The 17,796-nt window shown below is 40.2% G+C and carries 17 protein-coding genes and 5 pseudogenes; 4 read left to right on the top strand and 18 right to left on the bottom strand.

The annotated features are described in order from the left end of the window. Nucleotides 1-99: 99 nt before the first annotated feature. The 6 genes and pseudogenes from V7126_RS21060 to V7126_RS21085 all read right to left on the bottom strand — a co-directional run bounded on the left by V7126_RS21060 (nucleotide 100) and on the right by V7126_RS21085 (nucleotide 4,282). Nucleotides 100-532 (bottom strand): annotated as a pseudogene (locus tag V7126_RS21060) (SMI1/KNR4 family protein). A 1-nt stretch (nucleotide 533) separates the two neighbouring features. Beyond that, a pseudogene (locus V7126_RS21065) lies at nucleotides 534-728 on the bottom strand (T7SS effector LXG polymorphic toxin); the annotation flags it as partial. 84 nt (nucleotides 729-812) lie between these two features. Beyond that, nucleotides 813-1,268: a DUF4274 domain-containing protein gene (locus V7126_RS21070; protein ID WP_175075189.1), complete on the bottom strand. Its 456-nt coding sequence runs from the start codon at nucleotides 1,266-1,268 to the stop codon at nucleotides 813-815. A gap of 34 nt (nucleotides 1,269-1,302) precedes the next feature. Next, nucleotides 1,303-3,252 carry a T7SS effector LXG polymorphic toxin gene (locus tag V7126_RS21075; protein WP_216898646.1) on the bottom strand — a complete coding sequence of 650 codons (1,950 nt, stop codon included), beginning with the start codon at nucleotides 3,250-3,252 and terminating at the stop codon, nucleotides 1,303-1,305. 171 nt (nucleotides 3,253-3,423) lie between these two features. Further along, nucleotides 3,424-3,975 (bottom strand): SMI1/KNR4 family protein, encoded by a 552-nt coding sequence (locus V7126_RS21080; RefSeq protein ID WP_216898648.1) that lies wholly within the window; start codon nucleotides 3,973-3,975, stop codon nucleotides 3,424-3,426. Nucleotides 3,976-3,985: 10 nt separating this feature from the next. Next, nucleotides 3,986-4,282 (bottom strand): hypothetical protein, encoded by a 297-nt coding sequence (locus V7126_RS21085; RefSeq protein WP_216898650.1) that lies wholly within the window; start codon nucleotides 4,280-4,282, stop codon nucleotides 3,986-3,988. 572 nt (nucleotides 4,283-4,854) lie between these two features. On the opposite strand from V7126_RS21085, the gene V7126_RS21090 reads away from it, so the two are divergent. Both V7126_RS21090 and V7126_RS21095 read left to right on the top strand, forming a co-directional pair. Further along, entirely contained in the window at nucleotides 4,855-5,340 is a 486-nt protein-coding gene (locus V7126_RS21090; protein ID WP_175077519.1) for a stress response protein YvgO, read from the top strand. 638 nt (nucleotides 5,341-5,978) lie between these two features. Next, nucleotides 5,979-6,182: a tyrosine-type recombinase/integrase gene (locus V7126_RS21095; protein WP_236809892.1), complete on the top strand. Its 204-nt coding sequence runs from the start codon at nucleotides 5,979-5,981 to the stop codon at nucleotides 6,180-6,182. Nucleotides 6,183-6,299: 117 nt separating this feature from the next. Here the strand turns inward: V7126_RS21095 and glnA are convergent, their stop codons facing one another. From glnA to V7126_RS21155, 12 genes and pseudogenes are all read right to left on the bottom strand, one after another. After that, nucleotides 6,300-7,634 (bottom strand): type I glutamate--ammonia ligase, encoded by a 1,335-nt coding sequence (gene glnA, locus V7126_RS21100; RefSeq protein WP_046132772.1) that lies wholly within the window; start codon nucleotides 7,632-7,634, stop codon nucleotides 6,300-6,302. Nucleotides 7,635-7,690: 56 nt separating this feature from the next. After that, a complete protein-coding gene (locus V7126_RS21105; RefSeq protein WP_046132771.1) occupies nucleotides 7,691-8,098 on the bottom strand; it encodes a MerR family transcriptional regulator in 408 nt (135 codons plus the stop codon). Nucleotides 8,099-8,201: 103 nt separating this feature from the next. Beyond that, nucleotides 8,202-9,467, bottom strand: coding sequence for an aminotransferase class I/II-fold pyridoxal phosphate-dependent enzyme (locus V7126_RS21110; RefSeq protein ID WP_175077517.1), 1,266 nt, complete (start codon nucleotides 9,465-9,467; stop codon nucleotides 8,202-8,204). 19 nt (nucleotides 9,468-9,486) lie between these two features. Next, a complete protein-coding gene (gene hflX / locus V7126_RS21115) occupies nucleotides 9,487-10,749 on the bottom strand; it encodes a GTPase HflX (RefSeq protein WP_175077516.1) in 1,263 nt (420 codons plus the stop codon). A 103-nt stretch (nucleotides 10,750-10,852) separates the two neighbouring features. Further along, a complete protein-coding gene (gene spoVK, locus V7126_RS21120; RefSeq protein ID WP_216898670.1) occupies nucleotides 10,853-11,818 on the bottom strand; it encodes a stage V sporulation protein K in 966 nt (321 codons plus the stop codon). A gap of 359 nt (nucleotides 11,819-12,177) precedes the next feature. Further along, nucleotides 12,178-12,342: a T7SS effector LXG polymorphic toxin gene (locus tag V7126_RS21125; RefSeq protein ID WP_373687981.1), complete on the bottom strand. Its 165-nt coding sequence runs from the start codon at nucleotides 12,340-12,342 to the stop codon at nucleotides 12,178-12,180. Between the two features lie 229 nt (nucleotides 12,343-12,571). Next, nucleotides 12,572-13,540, bottom strand: coding sequence for an alpha/beta hydrolase family protein (locus V7126_RS21130; protein WP_175076105.1), 969 nt, complete (start codon nucleotides 13,538-13,540; stop codon nucleotides 12,572-12,574). A 225-nt stretch (nucleotides 13,541-13,765) separates the two neighbouring features. After that, nucleotides 13,766-14,317 (bottom strand): SMI1/KNR4 family protein, encoded by a 552-nt coding sequence (locus tag V7126_RS21135; RefSeq protein ID WP_046132768.1) that lies wholly within the window; start codon nucleotides 14,315-14,317, stop codon nucleotides 13,766-13,768. Nucleotides 14,318-14,600: 283 nt separating this feature from the next. Next, nucleotides 14,601-15,035 carry an SMI1/KNR4 family protein gene (locus V7126_RS21140; RefSeq protein WP_099047106.1) on the bottom strand — a complete coding sequence of 145 codons (435 nt, stop codon included), beginning with the start codon at nucleotides 15,033-15,035 and terminating at the stop codon, nucleotides 14,601-14,603. 184 nt (nucleotides 15,036-15,219) lie between these two features. After that, nucleotides 15,220-15,470: pseudogene (locus V7126_RS21145) on the bottom strand (SunI/YnzG family protein). 473 nt (nucleotides 15,471-15,943) lie between these two features. Next, nucleotides 15,944-16,094 (bottom strand): annotated as a pseudogene (locus V7126_RS24145) (hypothetical protein); the annotation flags it as partial. 94 nt (nucleotides 16,095-16,188) lie between these two features. Further along, nucleotides 16,189-16,612: pseudogene (locus V7126_RS21155) on the bottom strand (DUF2243 domain-containing protein). Nucleotides 16,613-16,985: 373 nt separating this feature from the next. On the opposite strand from V7126_RS21155, the gene V7126_RS21160 reads away from it, so the two are divergent. Together V7126_RS21160 and V7126_RS21165 are read left to right on the top strand one after the other, a co-directional pair. Further along, nucleotides 16,986-17,423 (top strand): hypothetical protein, encoded by a 438-nt coding sequence (locus V7126_RS21160; RefSeq protein WP_175076106.1) that lies wholly within the window; start codon nucleotides 16,986-16,988, stop codon nucleotides 17,421-17,423. Nucleotides 17,424-17,592: 169 nt separating this feature from the next. Then, complete coding sequence (locus tag V7126_RS21165) at nucleotides 17,593-17,784, top strand: UPF0715 family protein (protein ID WP_438823814.1); 192 nt, start codon at nucleotides 17,593-17,595, stop codon at nucleotides 17,782-17,784. The last annotated feature ends 12 nt before the right edge of the window (nucleotides 17,785-17,796 follow it).

Genomic DNA, 17,796 nt, shown 5'->3' on the forward strand with positions numbered 1-17,796 from the left:
CAGCATTTTCTTTTATGAACTTTTCCACCTTAGAATAATCCATTTTTTCATATCCTCTGCTAGGGGAAATTTCATCCCCGGTGTCATTCCCTTTTTTCGTTAGGCTAAATCAATATAATATTTGTCGTCATCCATAATTTATTAGAAATTCTTCCAATGAATCTGCTATCTTTATATCATCATAATAAATTGGATTATTTTGCTCTTCACTTAATTCAATTAATAATAACGCACTTTCATTCGCCTCAAAAAATATTAATTTATCTTCTTCAAGATCCTCGTAAACTTCAATGTCAGGATAAAATTCAAAATCATTAGTTTTCAATCTAGCGTCTCGTATTGAGGATGGCCCCATAATCCGATTGATGTTATATTCTGATCTTTTTAGAAAACCATATCCTACTTCCAATAGAAACTTCCGTAATTCAAAAGGCATCTTTAACCCCAATGTTTCTTCTACCTCTTGTATTTCATCCTCACTTACGGGATAAAATTGATTTTCTTGATAATTTTTAATAAAATCGTATTTCATTTTATTTATCCCCTTTAAATAATTTATTCGTAGGTGATCCTGTACCATGGATACCAGATTGATATTCATTTGGAAATTTAGCAGGGGGTATATTCCACCACTCATGTTCTCCGTGAAAGCTATTCTCAATTATATGATGTGCATCATACTTATCACCTTTTTTTCTAACTGGCTCTCCTGTCTTCTCCGAAATAAGGATTGTGTATTTGAATACCTTTTTTAGTTTGAATAATAAAAACCTTGATTAGCAACTGCCTTTCAAGGTTTTTTTTGAAATGAATTAAATTTTTGGAACATCAACCACATGTCCTGGTGACTTATCAAGTAAAATATCTGGAATATTCGGGTTGCTTTTTTTCAACTTAAACTTTTGAATCTTTGTTAATTCGGGATCAAATGAAATGTTCTCAGATTTAAACTGTAAATTTATAAGCTTATTATAAGTTTGGACTAAAAAATCCTTCCATTCTTCTAAAGTAGATGTTGAAACATCATCTGGATTTTCCAGCATACGATAACCATCTGCATAATGGAACATTAATAATCCCGTTCCAAAATCACAATTCTCATTTTCAAGAATTGCTTTTGGGACATCAAAGCCGCTATTCCAATTATAATTAGCTGCAAAAACATGGAGCAACAAAGGATCATCTATGTTTCTTACCCGACTTATTGTGCTGTCTTTTTCTGTATTATAAAGCAACTCTTCGAGGAAATTAATATTTTTCTTATCCATTACTTTATTACCCCCCTAGCAAATACTCTAAAAATTAGTCTACCAATTGTTTAAGCTTTCTTTCCCAAAGTTCCACTGTAGCGCCTTGACTTGGATATAAAGGCAACCCTTTTTCTTGTAATTTTCTTAGATTATTCTGTAATTCTAATACTTGTTTTTGCAAACTATAAATGCTTTGATTAATATCCATTTTGTTTAATGCTCTTTCAACTACTTCATTATAAACAGAATGATATCCTCTGTGTCTTGACATAGCACTTGTATCATTATCAGGTACTCTTAGAAAAATTCCATTTGATGCATCATCTAAATTCATCCCTATTTTTTTAATAACAGGATTATTTCTCATTTCAGATGGAATAATATGCTGAGCTTGATAGCCACTCCATTTTGTTGAACGTTTAAGTCCCATTTTCTCCATCATATTTTTTCCTAATTTATTTGAGTTTCCGCCTGTTACAACTCCTGTTTTACCAGGAATTATCCTTGCATCACCTATACCCTTTGTGCCACTAACTGTAGTGATTTCCTTTATACGTTGAATAAACGTCTTTTTAAAGTTTTCACCATCAATAGCATTATAAGGTACTTTCCCCCCACCAGCCAACTGAACTTGAGGCACAAAAGGATTATGTATTTGAATCCCTTTTATTTTGGAAGCGACCCTTTGCATCGATTTTTTGAAAGACGCTACGCTTTTTTCCACAGCTTCTTTCGATGCTTTAATCGTTCTGCTCACTGCTTTTTTAGATGCTGCCTTTACTTTAGATCCAGCTTTTCCGATTTTCCCGGCTTTCGATACTTTGCTTAATTTGTCTGTTCCTTTTGTGCCTACTATCGATGTTCCCACCGTTGTAAGGGCATAGCCGAACCAGTGGCTTCTACTGTAGGAATCACCATTGATCACATCTCGTTCAAAGGATTCTTCAATATCCTTTTTTATAATGTTAAAGGTATCTACGGGGTGAATAATCGCATTGCCGATGCCCTCAAGTGTTTCCATAGGGTGGGTTACAGCGTCCCATAAACCAACGCCCGTATCGACGAGATTATCTTTTACTCCGTCAACAAATCCAATCGGATCGGTCTCTACGTACTTCTTTTTCTCCAGCAGCCATAAATATAGCTTCTGATCTGAATCTAGATTTTCATACCCAATCTCTTTAGCAATCTTTATGTATTCCTCTGAATTGGATGCATTTTCGAGCTTTTTCTTTAACTTGTACATTTTAACATCATGTTCGGTAACTTCACTAACCTCTTTTTCAAGCTTTGATCTCTTATCAAGCTTATCCAACATGACTGCCATCGCTGTCTCTTGATTCCCACCCAAAGCATCCATCTCATCCGGTTTTAAAATCGATCCTTTTTGATAGGTGGCAATTTCAATTTTAGGCCCCGTATACATTTTTTCAAGTCTTTTTATGTATTGTTGCATCGTCTCAAGATCTGATTCGGCCGTTTTGAGCGTGCTTGTCTGTTCACGGTCAAACGTATACAGCTTTTCAACCGTCTGATTGATGTTAGTCAATGCTTTTCTATTCTGCTCATGAAATTCGTTGTCATTTAAATCTGGCAGATCGACAATATGGCTGACTTTTGAAATCGCGGCATTGGCTTTGGACACCAAATGTTTCGTTGTTCGATCAGCCGCGTTCAAACCTTGTTCCAATTCATGATCGAGAAATGATTGCGAAATATATCCGTTGTGATTTGGCTCCAAGGAATTCAATGCATTTTTAATTTTTTTCAGTGCTGATTCATATTCGTCAATGAAAGTTTCGTAGAACTGAAGAAACGGAGTGTGGCATTCTTCGTAGAAAGCACGAATCGCGTCTCCCCCTTTTCCTTTTAAAGCATCGTCAAGGGATGTGATGGCTTCAACGCTTTTTTTGATTTTAGCCATTTCATCTGATTGCTTTTTTAACTGTTCCAGCGTATGGTCAATTGCTTTGTGCAACGCCTGAACGTCTAAATTTTTCATGACATTCTCCTCTAATACAAAAGTTACAATCAGTATATATTTTACCACTTTATGGAAGTGTATTGGCGAATAAATCCTGCTTATCCATGAAAATGAATCGAATAGACTAGTTCATCATTCCTGTTTGTTTTAGACACAAAAAGACAGCCATGTCTGACTGTCTTATGCTCATTATCTATAATAATTTTTTGCTGTTCGATAACGCCAATCCCAAAATGGCTGCCCTTGGCACATGATATAGCGATCTAGAAATATCTCAAAATTTAAGTTTAACGGTGTGTACTCAAGACCATCTTCAAATAAATAGAGATAATTTGGATCACCCTGATCAATTCTATCCTTGTCAATCATTAGATGACATTCCTCCAAGAGGTGCCCTATTGGAATGCCGTTTACGCCTTCAAACAATTCCACATATCCCAGTTCTTCTTCAATTTCTTCAAGGCTGAATAAATGGAGTCCACCACCTATGTTCTCGCCATCAGAAATAATATCAAAAATTCTAGCGCCATTGTGCTGCGTCAGAAATTTTGTGTAATCTTTTGGGAGGGATAGTTGATGTTTGGATTCAAAGTTTTGAATCTCCTCATAAGAAGCACCATAGTCAGGGAAAGTAACAAGTGTTTCAGTAACTTCTCCTTCGGAACCAAATAGTTTAATAACCCCGTTTAAGTCTAAAAGACTCTTTAGGCCATTCACAGTGTTGTGAACAAAATTAGTCAAATACATCGCCTCACATATAGATTAATATGCACTCTCCACCAAGGTTGTTACAGTCTTTTGATGAAACTTTTTTCAAGAGGAAACAAGTTGCTCGCATCATTACTCCCTCATATTTTAGAGGAGTAACATGATGAACTTCGTAATTATCCCAGTTCCATTTTGGTTCTCCGTATTTTATAATATACCACTTTTTAAATTTTTTTCTTAAGTTAGGATCTCTATCTTCCCTCTTATCTTTTGGAACAACTTTCATGTTTGCATCTGTAGAAGCTTCCATTACAGTATCATTATCCTCAAATCCCGACAACGCTTTTTCCTCATTTTTAAACATTTATTTACAAACAATAGTTTTATATTCTCAATAAAATAACAGGATTCTTAAAAAGCCATTCACCTCTAATAACCAAAACTATGAATTATTTTTAAATTTAACAAGTGGATAGCAGTGCAATCAGGTAGTTTGGCGACTCAGGAAAGGTCTTATTTTATCAGTCACGACACTGGCGGCAACTATGCCGACACTATATCTTTTGTTATTATCCTCAACTGTGATCTCACCTTCCAAAAAAAACAAAGAAAGTAAAATGTACTACTCATTCTATCAAACAAGACCCATTTGATATATATGATCTATCTGATTTGTCTCAACTCATATTTACTCTACATTTCATTTTGATGATTTCTATCTCATCAGAAAATACTCGTTTTGCATCATTATTTTAAATTGAAAACTTTGTATACTTTGCTCAAGGAAAGGGGGGATGAAGCAGAAAACGATAACTAAGCTGTCTGTTGTTTGGCCCATTGATCAAACACTCTTTCAAAAAATCTAGAGGAGGAAATGAATTGAAAAATAAGATAATTGCACCTGTTACCGCAATGATGATTGCTTCTTCTTGCCTTCCAGTTTTCGCTCACGCTAAAGAAAAAAATGCTGACAGCACTGTGTCATCAGCACCTGCAGTTAAAGAAACAATAATTCACAAACAGCTTAATACTAGCGCCGTTTCCCCTGGTGTTAATTTCAACGTGAATCTCGATGTCCTCGGAATTGCAAATTCAATTCGAGATGCTGTTGTGCAGAACGCAAATCGAAAGGGTTTTGTCAAAAACATGATGGAATCTACCTTTTACTCTGCGGGACAGCGCTATAATGTCATGGTATTTAATTTAAGCCAAGATTACGAAGATCACTTCAATGGAGTCAAATTCTATGGATCCGCCGTTCTTAACGGAGTGGTGTATGGCATCTGGGTGTTTGAAAGCGGAGAATTTACCAACAAAGGAGACGGTGGTTGGGATAACTGGGCTTTCAGAGGCTGGTTTGACAGAAATGATAAACATGTTACATTTTATAAACCTTAAGTTGTCAAAAAAGGTGTGCATCCCTTTCTACTGCACACCTTTTTTGACTTTTTACGACCGATCAGTGCAAATAAAATCCACCAGTCATGAACAAGCCGCAAAACATTCTGAATTTGCTACCCTAACCAATCAATAGAAACACCAGGCGTTCATGTCCGTATACGGAAGAACGGCAGTTGAAGATGAGGCGATGCCACCCCGACCGATAGGCTGTCGGCTTTTTCATGGTTAGGAATGCCCTGCCTGTCACAAGTGCCAACCATTTGAAATTTCCCTGTTCCTGCATAACCTTGTTCTCATTTAATCCGTCTATGAGGTGAAGCTGCAGCACTACAAAGAAAAGACATTGATCTTAAAAATAGAACAATAAACATTAATAAGACACTTGATTTTCAAAGAGAACCTGATGAGGAATTGTTCGGAAATACAAAAACCTATCATTCAGAACGAATAATCAAAATAACCGAAAGTTTTGCTAAAGAATTGTCATCGCATATGAAATGGATTAATGATAATAAAATAATTTTTAATGAGATTTACGAACGTGATCTTGACTTGGTTTTCTGTAGAGAAAAGGGAGAGCCTTTGCCTAAATCAACCCTATTCAATGCCTTGAATAGAATTTTAGTAAGGCGGGTTTGGAAAGAATACCTATTCACGGTTTAAGACATACACATGCTGTTCTTTTATTAGAATCAGGTGCAAGCATGAAGTTTATTCAGGAAAGACTTGGACATAAAAATATAACCATCACATCTGATGTTTATTCTCATATATCAGAGAAACTTGAAAACACATCAGTGGACAGTTATGAAAGTTATATAAACTCGATCATGAGTTAAATTTTTTTATGAATTTTGGTGGTCAAAAAGTGGTCAAACCTATTAACCAAGGTCTCCCCATTCCATTTGACCACCAAATTATTTTTCTAAAACCCCATTAAATCAATGTTTTTCTTCTTAATACTGAGACATATACTGCTCGCGCTCCCAAGGATGGACTTGAGTTCTAAACATATCCCATTCGATTTCTTTTGCTTCGACGAAGTGTTCGAATAGATGGTCGCCGAGGGCTTTGACCATGACTTCGTTTGATTTGAATTCTTCCAGAGCGTCTGCAAGAGTTGCCGGAAGGTCGACGATTCCGTTTTCGAGGCGCTCTTCTTTGCTCATGACATAGATGTTGCGGTCGATCGGAGCCGGTGCTTCCAGTTTGTTTTTGATGCCGTCAAGGCCTGCTGCAAGCAGTACGCTCAAGGCAAGGTACGGGTTTGCAGAAGGGTCTACGCTTCTTACTTCTACGCGGGTGCTGATGCCGCGGGAAGCCGGGATGCGGATTAACGGGCTTCTGTTTTGGGCGCTCCATGCTACATAGCAAGGTGCTTCATAGCCTGGAACAAGGCGTTTGTATGAGTTGACCGTCGGGTTTGTTACGGCTGTAAAGCTTGTTGCGTGCTTCACGATGCCGGCGATAAATTGTCTTGCAGTCTCACTCAGCTGAAGGTCAGCGTCTTTGTCAAAGAAGGCGTTGACGCCGTTTCGGAAGAGTGATAGATTGCAGTGCATGCCTGATCCGTTAACGCCGAATAATGGTTTTGGCATAAATGTCGCATGCAGGCCGTGTTTGCGAGCGATCGTTTTGACGACAAGCTTGAATGTTTGGATGTCGTCACAAGCGCGAACGGCGCCGGCGTATTTGAAGTCGATTTCGTGCTGCCCAGGAGCGACTTCATGGTGGGACGCTTCGATTTCAAAGCCCATTTCTTCGAGCTCAAGGACGATGTCGCGGCGGCAGTTTTCGCCGAGGTCAGTCGGAGCAAGGTCAAAGTATCCGCCTTTGTCGTTCAGTTCGAGCGTAGGCTCGCCTTTTTCGTCAAGCTTGAACAGGAAGAATTCCGGTTCTGGTCCAAGGTTGAAATCTGAGAAGCCCATGTCTTCCATTTCTTTCAAAATGCGTTTCAGGTTGTTGCGCGGATCACCTTCGAACGGTGTGCCGTCCGGATTGTAGATGTCGCAAATGAAGCGGGCTACTTTACCTTTTTCGGCTGTCCAAGGGAAAATGACAAAAGTGTCCAGGTCAGGGTATAAGTACATATCTGATTCTTCGATGCGTACGAATCCTTCGATTGAAGAGCCGTCGAACATGACTTTATTATCAAGTGCTTTTTCCAGCTGGCTCACAGGAATTTCAACGTTTTTGATCGTTCCAAGAATGTCGGTAAACTGAAGGCGAATATATTTGACGTTCTCCTCGTTTACTAGTTTAACAATGTCGTCTCTTGTATACTTTGCCATTCGTAAAACTCCTCCTCTAAAAGGTAAATGTATATAGCAATGCAGTTGCTAACGAATTAATGAAAAAACCTGGACATGTCTCCCTGGCGGAATGTCGTCCCTCTTTGGAAACGGCCTGCTTGAATGAGTTCGTTTTTCAGCAGCTGTCTCAATTCTTCATCTGACAAATCGTGCTTTTCGGCTTTTTTCGGTTTGTCTTGTTTCTCATGTTTTTGTTCGTTTTCCGTTTTGGCGAAAATTTTCTTGATTCCCGCCATGTTTACACCTTGATCGATCAAATCTTTAATCTCGAGCAGCTTATCTACATCCTGAAATGAAAATAGGCGTCTGTTCCCTTCGCTTCTCGCGGGAGATACCAGTCCATTTTCCTCATAATACCGAATTTGTCTTGCCGATAATTCGGTGAGCTGCATCACGATTCCAATGGGAAATAAGGGCATTGAGCGGCGAATTTTATCACTCATCTCAATTTCCTCCTTTTCTTATATAAATTCATTATATGTGATGTTATAAAATGTGTCAACACGATGTTAGGATTCTTTACATCAATTTTGTTGCTCATTTTTTTCAGATTAATTGCTTTTCCATTAAGGCATCGACGGCGCTGCAAATCGCATTTTTGACGTGGGCATAGGTTAAGCCGCCTTGCACGTAGGCGATATATGGCGGCCGTATAGGGCCATCAGCTGATAATTCAATGCTTGCCCCTTGTATAAACGTGCCGGCAGCCATAATGACGTCGTCTTCATATCCGGGCATATAGCTCGGATATGGCGTCACATGGGCATTGACGGGTGAAGCGTACTGAATCGCCTGACAGAAGGCGATCATTTGTTCAGATCCGGAAAATTCGACGGACTGGATCAAGTCGGTGCGTTTCGCATCCCATGAAGGGTTTGAACGAAAGCCGAGCTTTTCAAGGAAGCGGGCGGTAAACACTGCTCCTTTTAACGCCTGGGAGACAACGTGCGGCGCAAGGAAGAAGCCCTGGTACATCTCTTGCAGCGAATAAAGCGATGCTCCGGCTTCCCTGCCGATTCCCGGGGATGTCATTCTGTATGAGCACGCTTTCACCCATTGTTCTTTTCCGACGATATACCCTCCCGTTTTGGCCAGTCCGCCTCCGGGATTTTTAATAAGCGAGCCGGCCATCAGATCGGCTCCGACGTGGCAAGGCTCTCGGTCTTCGACAAACTCGCCGTAGCAGTTGTCGACAAAGACGATGATGTCTTCATTTATGCCTTTTACAAACCGAATCATTTCTTCAATCTCGTCAATCGTAAAAGAAGGCCGGTTGGCATAGCCCTTTGAACGCTGTATCCCGACTGCCTTTGTCCGGGGCGTAATCGCAGATGCAACCCGGTTAAAATCGACGGTTCCCTGCTCTGTCAATTCGATGTGGCTGTAGCCGATGTTGAAATCCTTCAGCGAACCCGAATGTTCTTCGCCTCTCACGCCGACGATTTCCTCGAGCGTATCGTACGGTTTTCCTGTGATATAAAGGAGTTCGTCTCCAGGGCGGAGAACGCCGAATAAAGCGATCGATATCGCATGGGTCCCCGAGATGATCTGCGGCCTTACAAGCCCCGCTTCACCGCCGAATACATCGGCGTAGACGGCTTCAAGCGTATCGCGGCCGATATCGTCATAGCCGTAGCCTGTCGAAGGCGTAAAATGGGTGTCTGACACTCTATGCTTTCGGTAGCTTTCCAGCACCCTCCATTCGTTCCGTTCGCTTGTTTCGTCGATTTTTTTGTGGACGGCCGCGATGTCTTTTTCGGTTTCGATTGCTGTTTTTTTCAATAAATCTCCGTGTTTTAATGTCTCAAACATGTTTTGCAAGTGTCCTTTCTTACATAAACTTCTTAAGCTCTCCCAATATGTTCTGTTCGGGAAGGATAAAGCCTTCCACATCGTATACTTCCCGTTCTTCCTGAAAGGCGGTGTTTTGCACCAATGTTTCCGATTTCACCTTTGATAGGAGCCTGCCTTCTGAGGCGGGAATGTGCACCGTATACGGAATGAGCAGCTCTTTTTTGATATAGGACTCTACCGCCTGTTTAAACAGCGGCAAGTCCCCTCTGATCTTGGCGCTTAGCATGATATGGCCCTTTCCGGATGATGGGATGAAGTCCGGCCGTTTTTGATCCCTTTTGTTGTAGATCGTGAGCACAGGGATATCATCTGCTTCAAGCTCTTTGAGAAGACGCTTGACCGTAGCTTCGTGTCCTTCATAATCTTCGTGTGAAGAATCGATCATATGAAGAATCAAATCGGCTTCTTTCACTTCTTCCAATGTTGACCGGAATGCAGCGATTAACGTTGTCGGCAGATCCTGAATAAATCCGACCGTATCCGATAACAGCACACTGTAGCCGCTCGGCAGCGTCATTTTTCTCGTCATCGGATCAAGCGTCGCAAACAGCAGGTTTTCTTCGTAGCTGTCAGCGTCCGTCAAAAGGTTGAACCACGTCGATTTTCCCGCATTTGTATAGCCGACGAGGGCGATCTGCAAGACGCCGTTTTTCTTTCTTCTCTCTCTGTATCTGCTTCTATGGCGGATAACGGTTGAGAGCTGAACATCGATTTCGTGAATACGGTTTCTGATGTGGCGCCGATCGGTTTCAAGCTTTGTTTCCCCCGGGCCTCTCGTGCCGATACCGCCCCCCTGCCTTGACAGGCTGATCCCCTGTCCGCTTAACCGCGGGAGCGCATACTGAAGCTGGGCCAGCTCGATTTGCAGCTTCCCTTCCCTCGTTCTGGCCCGTTTCGCAAAAATGTCGAGAATTAATTGCGTCCGGTCGATGATTTTCACGTCGAGACTCGTGGCAAGCGCTTTGAGCTGGCTCGGCGACAATTCATCATTAAAAATCACAACGTCTGGCGACAGTTCTTCACAGAGCGCCTCCAGTTCATCTACTTTTCCTTTTCCGATATATGTAGCAGCGTCCGCTCGGTTCCGCTTTTGCGTAACGGTGGAGACGACCGTCCCGTCAGCCGTTTTCGTCAACGCGGCGAGCTCTTCCATCGAATAGGCGAAGCGCTCGTCAGAGACGTGCGGAAGCTGGCATCCGACTAATATGGCCTTTTCTTTTATGACATCCTGTCCATTCAAATGATCATGTTCCTTTCTAAAACATAGTCAATAAACAGTACTATCATAACAAACGTAGGGAGAGGTTGCCAGAACTCCTTGAAAATAAAAAAAGAAGCGCGGGTCATGCGTGCGCCGCGTCTTCTTTCACATCCAGATCCTGGCTTTTAATGGTCATCAATTCGTTCTTCAAATAGCAGTCTCCCATCAAAAGCCGCATCGCCTGGGAACGGATCGATTTTTCGATTAAGTTGCGGACATAGCGGCCGTTGCTGAATTTCGCCGGACTGACCGTGCTTTTGACCGCCATCAAATGGTCCTTCAGCTTCCATTCCGCTTCAGGGCTGAACTGATATTCCCTTTCAGCCATCATGCGTTTGGCGATATCCATCAGCTGGGATACCGAATAATCGGGAAAGTCGATGCTGATCGGAAATCTTGACTGAAGGCCCGGGTTCAAAGAGAGAAAATGATCCATTTCCCTCGAATAGCCGGCAAGGATTAATATAAATTCATTGCGTTTATCCTCCATATGTTTTACTAATGTGTCGATCGCTTCCTTGCCAAAATCCTTCTCTCCGCCTCTTGCAAGGGAGTACGCTTCATCGATAAACAGGATGCCGCCCATGGCTTTTTTGATTAAATCCCTCGTCTTCTGCGCCGTGTGCCCGATGTATTCCCCGACGAGATCGGCCCGCTCCGCTTCGATTAAATGGCCTTTGGAGAGCACGTTCATTTCGTGAAAAAGCCTGCCGATGAGCCTGGCAACGGTCGTTTTCCCCGTTCCGGGATTTCCTTTAAACATCATGTGGAGCGCTTGTTTCCCGGCTTTGAGCCCTTGTTCTTCCCGTTTTTTGTTAACAAAGATCCAGGCGTAGATTTCCTTTATATTGCGCTTCATTTCTTCCATGCCGACAAGCGTGTTCATTTCCTTTTCAATCTCTTTCAAGATGCTGTGTTTCGTTTCGTTTTTCTGCAGTGCGGCCTGATATTCGGCTTCTGCCTCTGAATTGGCCAAAACCTGCTTCTGACCGTTCAGTATGATATTGATCTGTCCGTTGTTTTTGTAAGTAACAGCCCTCTCCAACACACTCACCTCACCCATTCTCTCTTTATATCCTATTCATGAAGCGCTGCACCGTGACAGCCGCCCAGGTGTTTACACAATCCGGTGGATTTTGACACGTATAGGGCCTGCTTTGTTGAAATCTGCGCTTTCCCGAGAAATACTTTATTTCTTATTGTATTCAGGCAAGGCGTGGGGACAAACCAATTTTTTTCATCCTTTTTATTTGCATCTGCGATAGATCGGCTATCAGATCACAATCATCAAAAGTCTGATGCATCCATATGCAAGGCCCAATAAAAGCTGGAAAATCAAAATAATACACCGATTCCCTTCGAAACAATCTTTTACGGTCATTCCTTGAACGCGAGCTGAAACAAGGGTTAAACTAGGCCGATCGAACAACGAATTGATTTTTTTAGTGCTGACTGATAATCATCGATAAATGCTTCGTAAAACTGGAGGAACGGAGTGTGGGATTCCTCATAAAGGGCGCGTATAGCGTCAGCATCATCAAGAATCGAAATGAAGATTTTTATCCATCGCATCAGATAAAGCTTTTATTTTCAGATTTACGGTTTGCAGCTTATTTCAAACTCTGCGTTTAATTGAATCCCTTTTTGTTCAGATGCTCACCTCAACAGTTCCCGGCACATTTTCAATTGCAGCAAAACGTTTTCCGGTGGATTCAAGCACATTCCGATTTTGGACTTTTTCAGCATCGGTTTTTGATAATGATTCCGAAAATTTTTCAGAAGTGTTTTCAACTCTCTTATCTCACCTTTTTAATTTTTTTCGGATGAAAGAAAGCGTATCTGAGGCTAGTTTTTTGCGACAAAGAACAATCCCGGCATGGCCGCAATTGTACAGATATCTTTCGGGTTTCCCCCACCTTTCCCACAAATAATCAGCATCTTCCAAGTGAATATACTGATCATGTTTAGCAGAAATCAAGAGAATGTTATCTTTGTTGACTTTCGGCACGGCTTGGCTAGGATCTGTGATTTCCCAATATTTTATTAAATCTTCGTAAGTCACACCATGTTGTTCCAGTTCTTCTCTTATGAATTTACCCGGAATCGTATTCCATATCGAATAAGAAAGGCGATTGGCATAAAATATCGAGACCACTGCATCTATTTGAGGTTCAAGGGTAGCCATTAGATTGGTAATCCATCCCCCTAAACTTACACCCACTATGATGACAGGGCCTTTTTTATTTGCTTTTATCCAGTGGATTAATGCTCGTAAATCGACAATGGCTTGTCTCGTTGATTCAACTGTACGATCAATATCCGCACTGATCATCAATTCCCCACTATAAAGTGAATTTTCCGGCTCTCTTTCTAAATGATAGGGAAGAGAATAGTAGTACATGTTCCATCCTACATCTTTCATTATGCGATGATGAAAGATTTTTTTGATTCGATCGTATGAATTCATTCGCCAGCCGTGTACAAAGATAACATTGGGTTTATCTATATCATTTTCATTTAAAAAGACCTCTCCTGTTAAAGTATCATTGACAAGATCCCCGGAAGGAATTAAGGATTCATAGCTGAAAGTTCCAACCATATATTTTTTTCTGGATTCTTTCAGAATAATTGAGACGTCAGCTATACTTGATTTGTAGAATTCATTTTCAGCCATTGCATCCAATGAAAAAGCAGAAAAATGTTTATCCTTGCTTCTTTTTCTGTGTAAATCATATAAGGCTAAACGATCTATGGTTTTTGAAAAAAACACTTTATGTCCTCCTGGCAGCGGTGTTTCTTTATATTGAAATTAGTCTGTTTCACATGAAAAACCTTGTATGTTCATTAAAAACATCATAGAGCTCCATTGATCAAACCTCCATAATCAGTTGTTATTTTAACATTTCACGGAAATGGATTGGGGTAAATCCTGTCCATCCATGAAAATGAATCAATATAAAAGCGAAAAACAGCCTTTACTGACTGTCTTCACATCTTATCTATAGTAATTCTCCGCTGTCCGATAGTTCAATTCCCAAAATGCTTCTCCTTGACATATAATATAGCGATCTAGAAATATCTCAAAATTTAAGTTTAACGGAGTGTATTCTAAACCATCCTCAAATAAATAGAGATAGTTGGGATCACTCCGATCAAGTCTATCCTTGTCAATCATTAGATGACATTCTTCCAAGAGGTGCCCTATTGGAATGCCGTTTACGCCTTCAAACAATTCCACATATCCCAGTTCTTCTTCAATTTCTTCAAGGCTGAATAAGTGCAGCCCACCACCTATGTTCTCGCCATCAGAAATAATGTCAAAAATTCTGGCGCCATTATGTTGTTCTAAAAATTTTCTGTAATCTTCAGGGAAGGATATGCTGTATTTCGATTCAAAACTTTGAATTTCATCGGCTGATGCTCCGTAGATAGGAAAGGTAACTTGAGATTCGGTAATATCCCCTTCCGAACCAAATAGTTTAATTGTTCCCCTGTGATCTAAAAGACTCTTCAACCCATTCACAGTTTTGTCTATAAAAGTAGTCAAGTGCATCACCTCAATTGTTGGTTAATAGCCGCTCCACCAAGGTGTTACAGAAACAAGTTGATCATATCATTACTCCCCCATATTATAGAGGAATAACATGATGAACTTCGTAATTATCCCAGTTCCATTTTGGTTCTCCGTATTTATACAACTTTTCGAATTTTTTCTTAGGATCTCTGTCTTCCCTCTTATTTTTTGAAACAACTTTCATTTGTGCGTCTGCAGACTCCCATTACTTGTTTAGTGTGGACTATCCTTAGCCTATGGATAAAGAACGGGCTTTTTATTCTGAAACCAGTTTATAATACTCTTGAATATTCGGACTCACTTCCCAATATTTCGTCCCGTTAGAAGACACTAACATATCAAACCATATTTCAAAATTAGAATCTAAGTCGACAGCATCTTCAATATCATCAATTGAATCTAGATATAACATATAGCCTAATCCGTTTCTTGATTTGTTTGTGTCTATAACATATCTTCCATCATAATGATATCCAATTAAAACGTATCCCTCTGGGAAATCTTGAACTTCATTATATTCAATGATTCCTTCTAAGCTAAGTATTTCAACGCCGTCAAACATTTCCATCCCATTGTGTTGTAACAAAAACTCTTTATAATCATTAGGGAAAGTAACACCTAACTTCTTTTCTAAATCGCTAATTTCTTGAGGACTTGCCGGATCTTCGAAATGAAAAGTAGCATCTTCCATGACATACCCCCCATGATGGAACATAGGGAATGTACCATATTTAGAAACTGCTTTCTTAATACCATTTAGAGTCATGTGAACTAACTTTCCTTCTTCCATAAAGCTCCTCCTTCGCAAAGGATCTCATTAAGTTTTTCCACACAGACATTTAATAGCGAAATTTTAAATGGGCGCCAGCTTTTTATTAAGACACGATCTTATTCATAATTGAAGTAGCATTAGTGGTAACAAAATATAAGTGTTATTTGCTGTTTTTATCACTACTCTATCCGTAGATCCAAAAGGAAACCCAATCCTTACTGCGCTTTTCTCCTCTCCCCCATAGTTCGGGTCAAAAAACACATCATTTATTTCGTTTATTGAAATTTCAATTTTGGATAACTGCCAACTGATAATTAAGTTTTCATTTGATTTTTCAACTTTAATTCCTAACATCATCACATTCCCCTTTTGACTATGGATTCAGTAAAATTTTAACATACCACAAGAAGTTTTTGACTGAAATGCAAAAATATTAAAGAAAAATTAAATTCACAATGATACTTTATATTTAAGATGTATTCAAGCTGTTTTTAGGTTTAAATAAAATGAGGATTTTATCGAAATTTATAAAAAAACCCTTTCGTTTTGAAGGGTTAAGTAGCCGTATTTTCATATATATCTTGTCATATCATACAGCTTATCAAAATCACGCGCTCTTCGTCTCCGACACAATTCAGGGTAGTTAAGCTTGTCCACTTTTTTAGCTTATGATCCAATCTGAGATGTTTATTGTCCAACAGTCATCAAGTCTTTAAAATGCATCTTTTTGATTTCGTCAAAGCTGCCTTCATACTCTTTCCATGCGTATTTATGGCTGCGTTTCGGCTTGGGAATATCTACTTCAAACGTGACATAGAAACTAAAACCATGTTCTTTACTAATGTGTCGATCGCTTCCTTGCCAAAATCCTTCTCTCCCCCTCTTGCAAGGGAATAGCTTCATCTGTAAACAGGATTTGTTTTGTTAGTAACAGCCGCCCAGGCTTTTACTTACACAATCTGATGGATTTTGACACGTTCACATCCGGCTTTGTTGAAATCTGCGCTTTCCCGAGAAATATTTTATTTCTTATTGTCTTCAGGCAAGGCGTGGGGACAAACCCATTTTCCCCTCACATTTTTTTGCCTTTTCGGTAGATCAGCCATCCGATTGCAATAATCAATAGCCCTGAGGCATCATAGGCCAAGTCAAAGAAGAGACGGTTCGGGCTTGCCGGGTTGACGTGGTGAATCTGGAGAAGGTGATGGTTGACGATGCCCTCCACAAAATTAAACCAGCCCGCCCCCAGCAGAAACGCGCCCCAAAATATATGCTGCGGACGGCGGCCGTTCAGCTCTCCCCTGTTCCACAGCATAATCCCCCCGATGAAGAGGATGATCAAAGAAAACAGGTGGAACAGTCCGTCGCTCATGATTTGGTGAGGGCGGGTACACGCTGTGCCATTGAAGCAGTTGATGAAAAATGATGCCGTCGATCATGGCGATGATGCCGACGCCGAACAGGAAAGGCCCCCAAAACTGTTTTCTGTTTTTCATGTTTACCCTCCTTCACGTACTTATCTTCTATGTACCCGCCGGTCAAAAAGAAAAACCGGTTATGTTTACATTCTCTCCTAAATTGGATTATCCTCTTTTTTCCATACCGTAAAAAGCTAAGCTTTATATAATAGAAGAAATACAGCACTGGCAAACTCCCTTTTAGATCAGCTTTTATTTATGAAATCCGGGAAGTCCGCATGCGTTTTGTTTCAGCCTCGTTGATTGAAAGCACCTCTCTTTCACCCTGCTTTATTTGCCGATTCCATTGGGGCGACCGGATATGATCCAAAGCTTCCTCATCATCTCTATATCCTGTATTTCCTTTTTATTGAAATCCGTTTATAATGTGGGAAAATGGGGAGGGATGATCATGAAAAAATTATTGGCTTGTACGTTGTTAACATTATTATTGGTTTTGAATTTCAATGTGCAGGATTCAATGGCAAAGATTACAAAGGATCAAAGAAAAATAAGTTTTGCAATGACTGAGGATAATGCGGGTTTTTTTATGTCCGATGATACTAATCCAAATTATTATCCAACTTGGCTTTATTACAGGTTTACAATATTTAATGCCGAAGGTTGTACTCTCAACATTAAGCTGCAAAGGATTACATTAGGGAATGATTATTATACCTTAAGCGAGAAAGAGTTTACTGGAAATCATTTTGATTTTAGCGCCGCGGACAAAGTGGCGGGAACGCCGTTCAGGAATCATTACCTGGACATCACTAAGGTGTCTGATGGCTGTAAAGATGTAAAAATTAAAGGTTTTTACGGCTTTGAACATGAGGAGCCGGACTGGTGATACGAAACATCCGGAAAAAACAAAGAGGACTCAACCAGAGTCCTCATTTAACACTTATTCTTTATTGTCGTTTTTTCGGGACAACCCTGCTCTTTATGTTCTTCCATCTCAATTATATCAAAATAAATAATCTTTCTCAGTGCAAATCCTCCAAAAGGAAAGGATGTTCATGAAGAAAACATACTTAGCTAAGACGATTTTTTTCTCAAGTCTAACCTTGGGTTTTATTCAGTATTATAGTGTCGGGCTTTTTTCAATGATATTTTTGATTATTGCATTTGCCGTTTATTTTTTCGTCCCTCTTTTGATATTTGCGATACCTTTACAGTACGTTCTGAATAAAAAACCAAAAAAATTCTGATATGCTCCCCTA

Origin of the sequence: Bacillus sp. JJ675 (assembly GCF_036963165.1) — a bacterium.
GTDB classification, from domain to species: Bacteria; Bacillota; Bacilli; order Bacillales; family Bacillaceae; genus Bacillus; species Bacillus glycinifermentans.

Excerpts from the sequence above, each read along its gene's own strand:
- V7126_RS21110 (WP_175077517.1), bottom strand. The coding sequence starts at position 9,467 with ATGTTTGAGACATTAAAACACGGAGATTTATTGAAAAAAACAGCAATC.
- V7126_RS21165 (WP_438823814.1), top strand. The coding sequence starts at position 17,593 with ATGAAGAAAACATACTTAGCTAAGACGATTTTTTTCTCAAGTCTAACC.
- V7126_RS21160 (WP_175076106.1), top strand. The coding sequence starts at position 16,986 with ATGAAAAAATTATTGGCTTGTACGTTGTTAACATTATTATTGGTTTTG.
- V7126_RS21105 (WP_046132771.1), bottom strand. The coding sequence starts at position 8,098 with ATGAGTGATAAAATTCGCCGCTCAATGCCCTTATTTCCCATTGGAATC.
- V7126_RS21140 (WP_099047106.1), bottom strand. The coding sequence starts at position 15,035 with ATGGAAGATGCTACTTTTCATTTCGAAGATCCGGCAAGTCCTCAAGAA.
- V7126_RS21075 (WP_216898646.1), bottom strand. The coding sequence starts at position 3,252 with ATGAAAAATTTAGACGTTCAGGCGTTGCACAAAGCAATTGACCATACG.
- V7126_RS21090 (WP_175077519.1), top strand. The coding sequence starts at position 4,855 with ATGATGATTGCTTCTTCTTGCCTTCCAGTTTTCGCTCACGCTAAAGAA.
- V7126_RS21070 (WP_175075189.1), bottom strand. The coding sequence starts at position 1,268 with ATGGATAAGAAAAATATTAATTTCCTCGAAGAGTTGCTTTATAATACA.
- V7126_RS21125 (WP_373687981.1), bottom strand. The coding sequence starts at position 12,342 with ATGCGATGGATAAAAATCTTCATTTCGATTCTTGATGATGCTGACGCT.
- glnA (WP_046132772.1), bottom strand. The coding sequence starts at position 7,634 with ATGGCAAAGTATACAAGAGACGACATTGTTAAACTAGTAAACGAGGAG.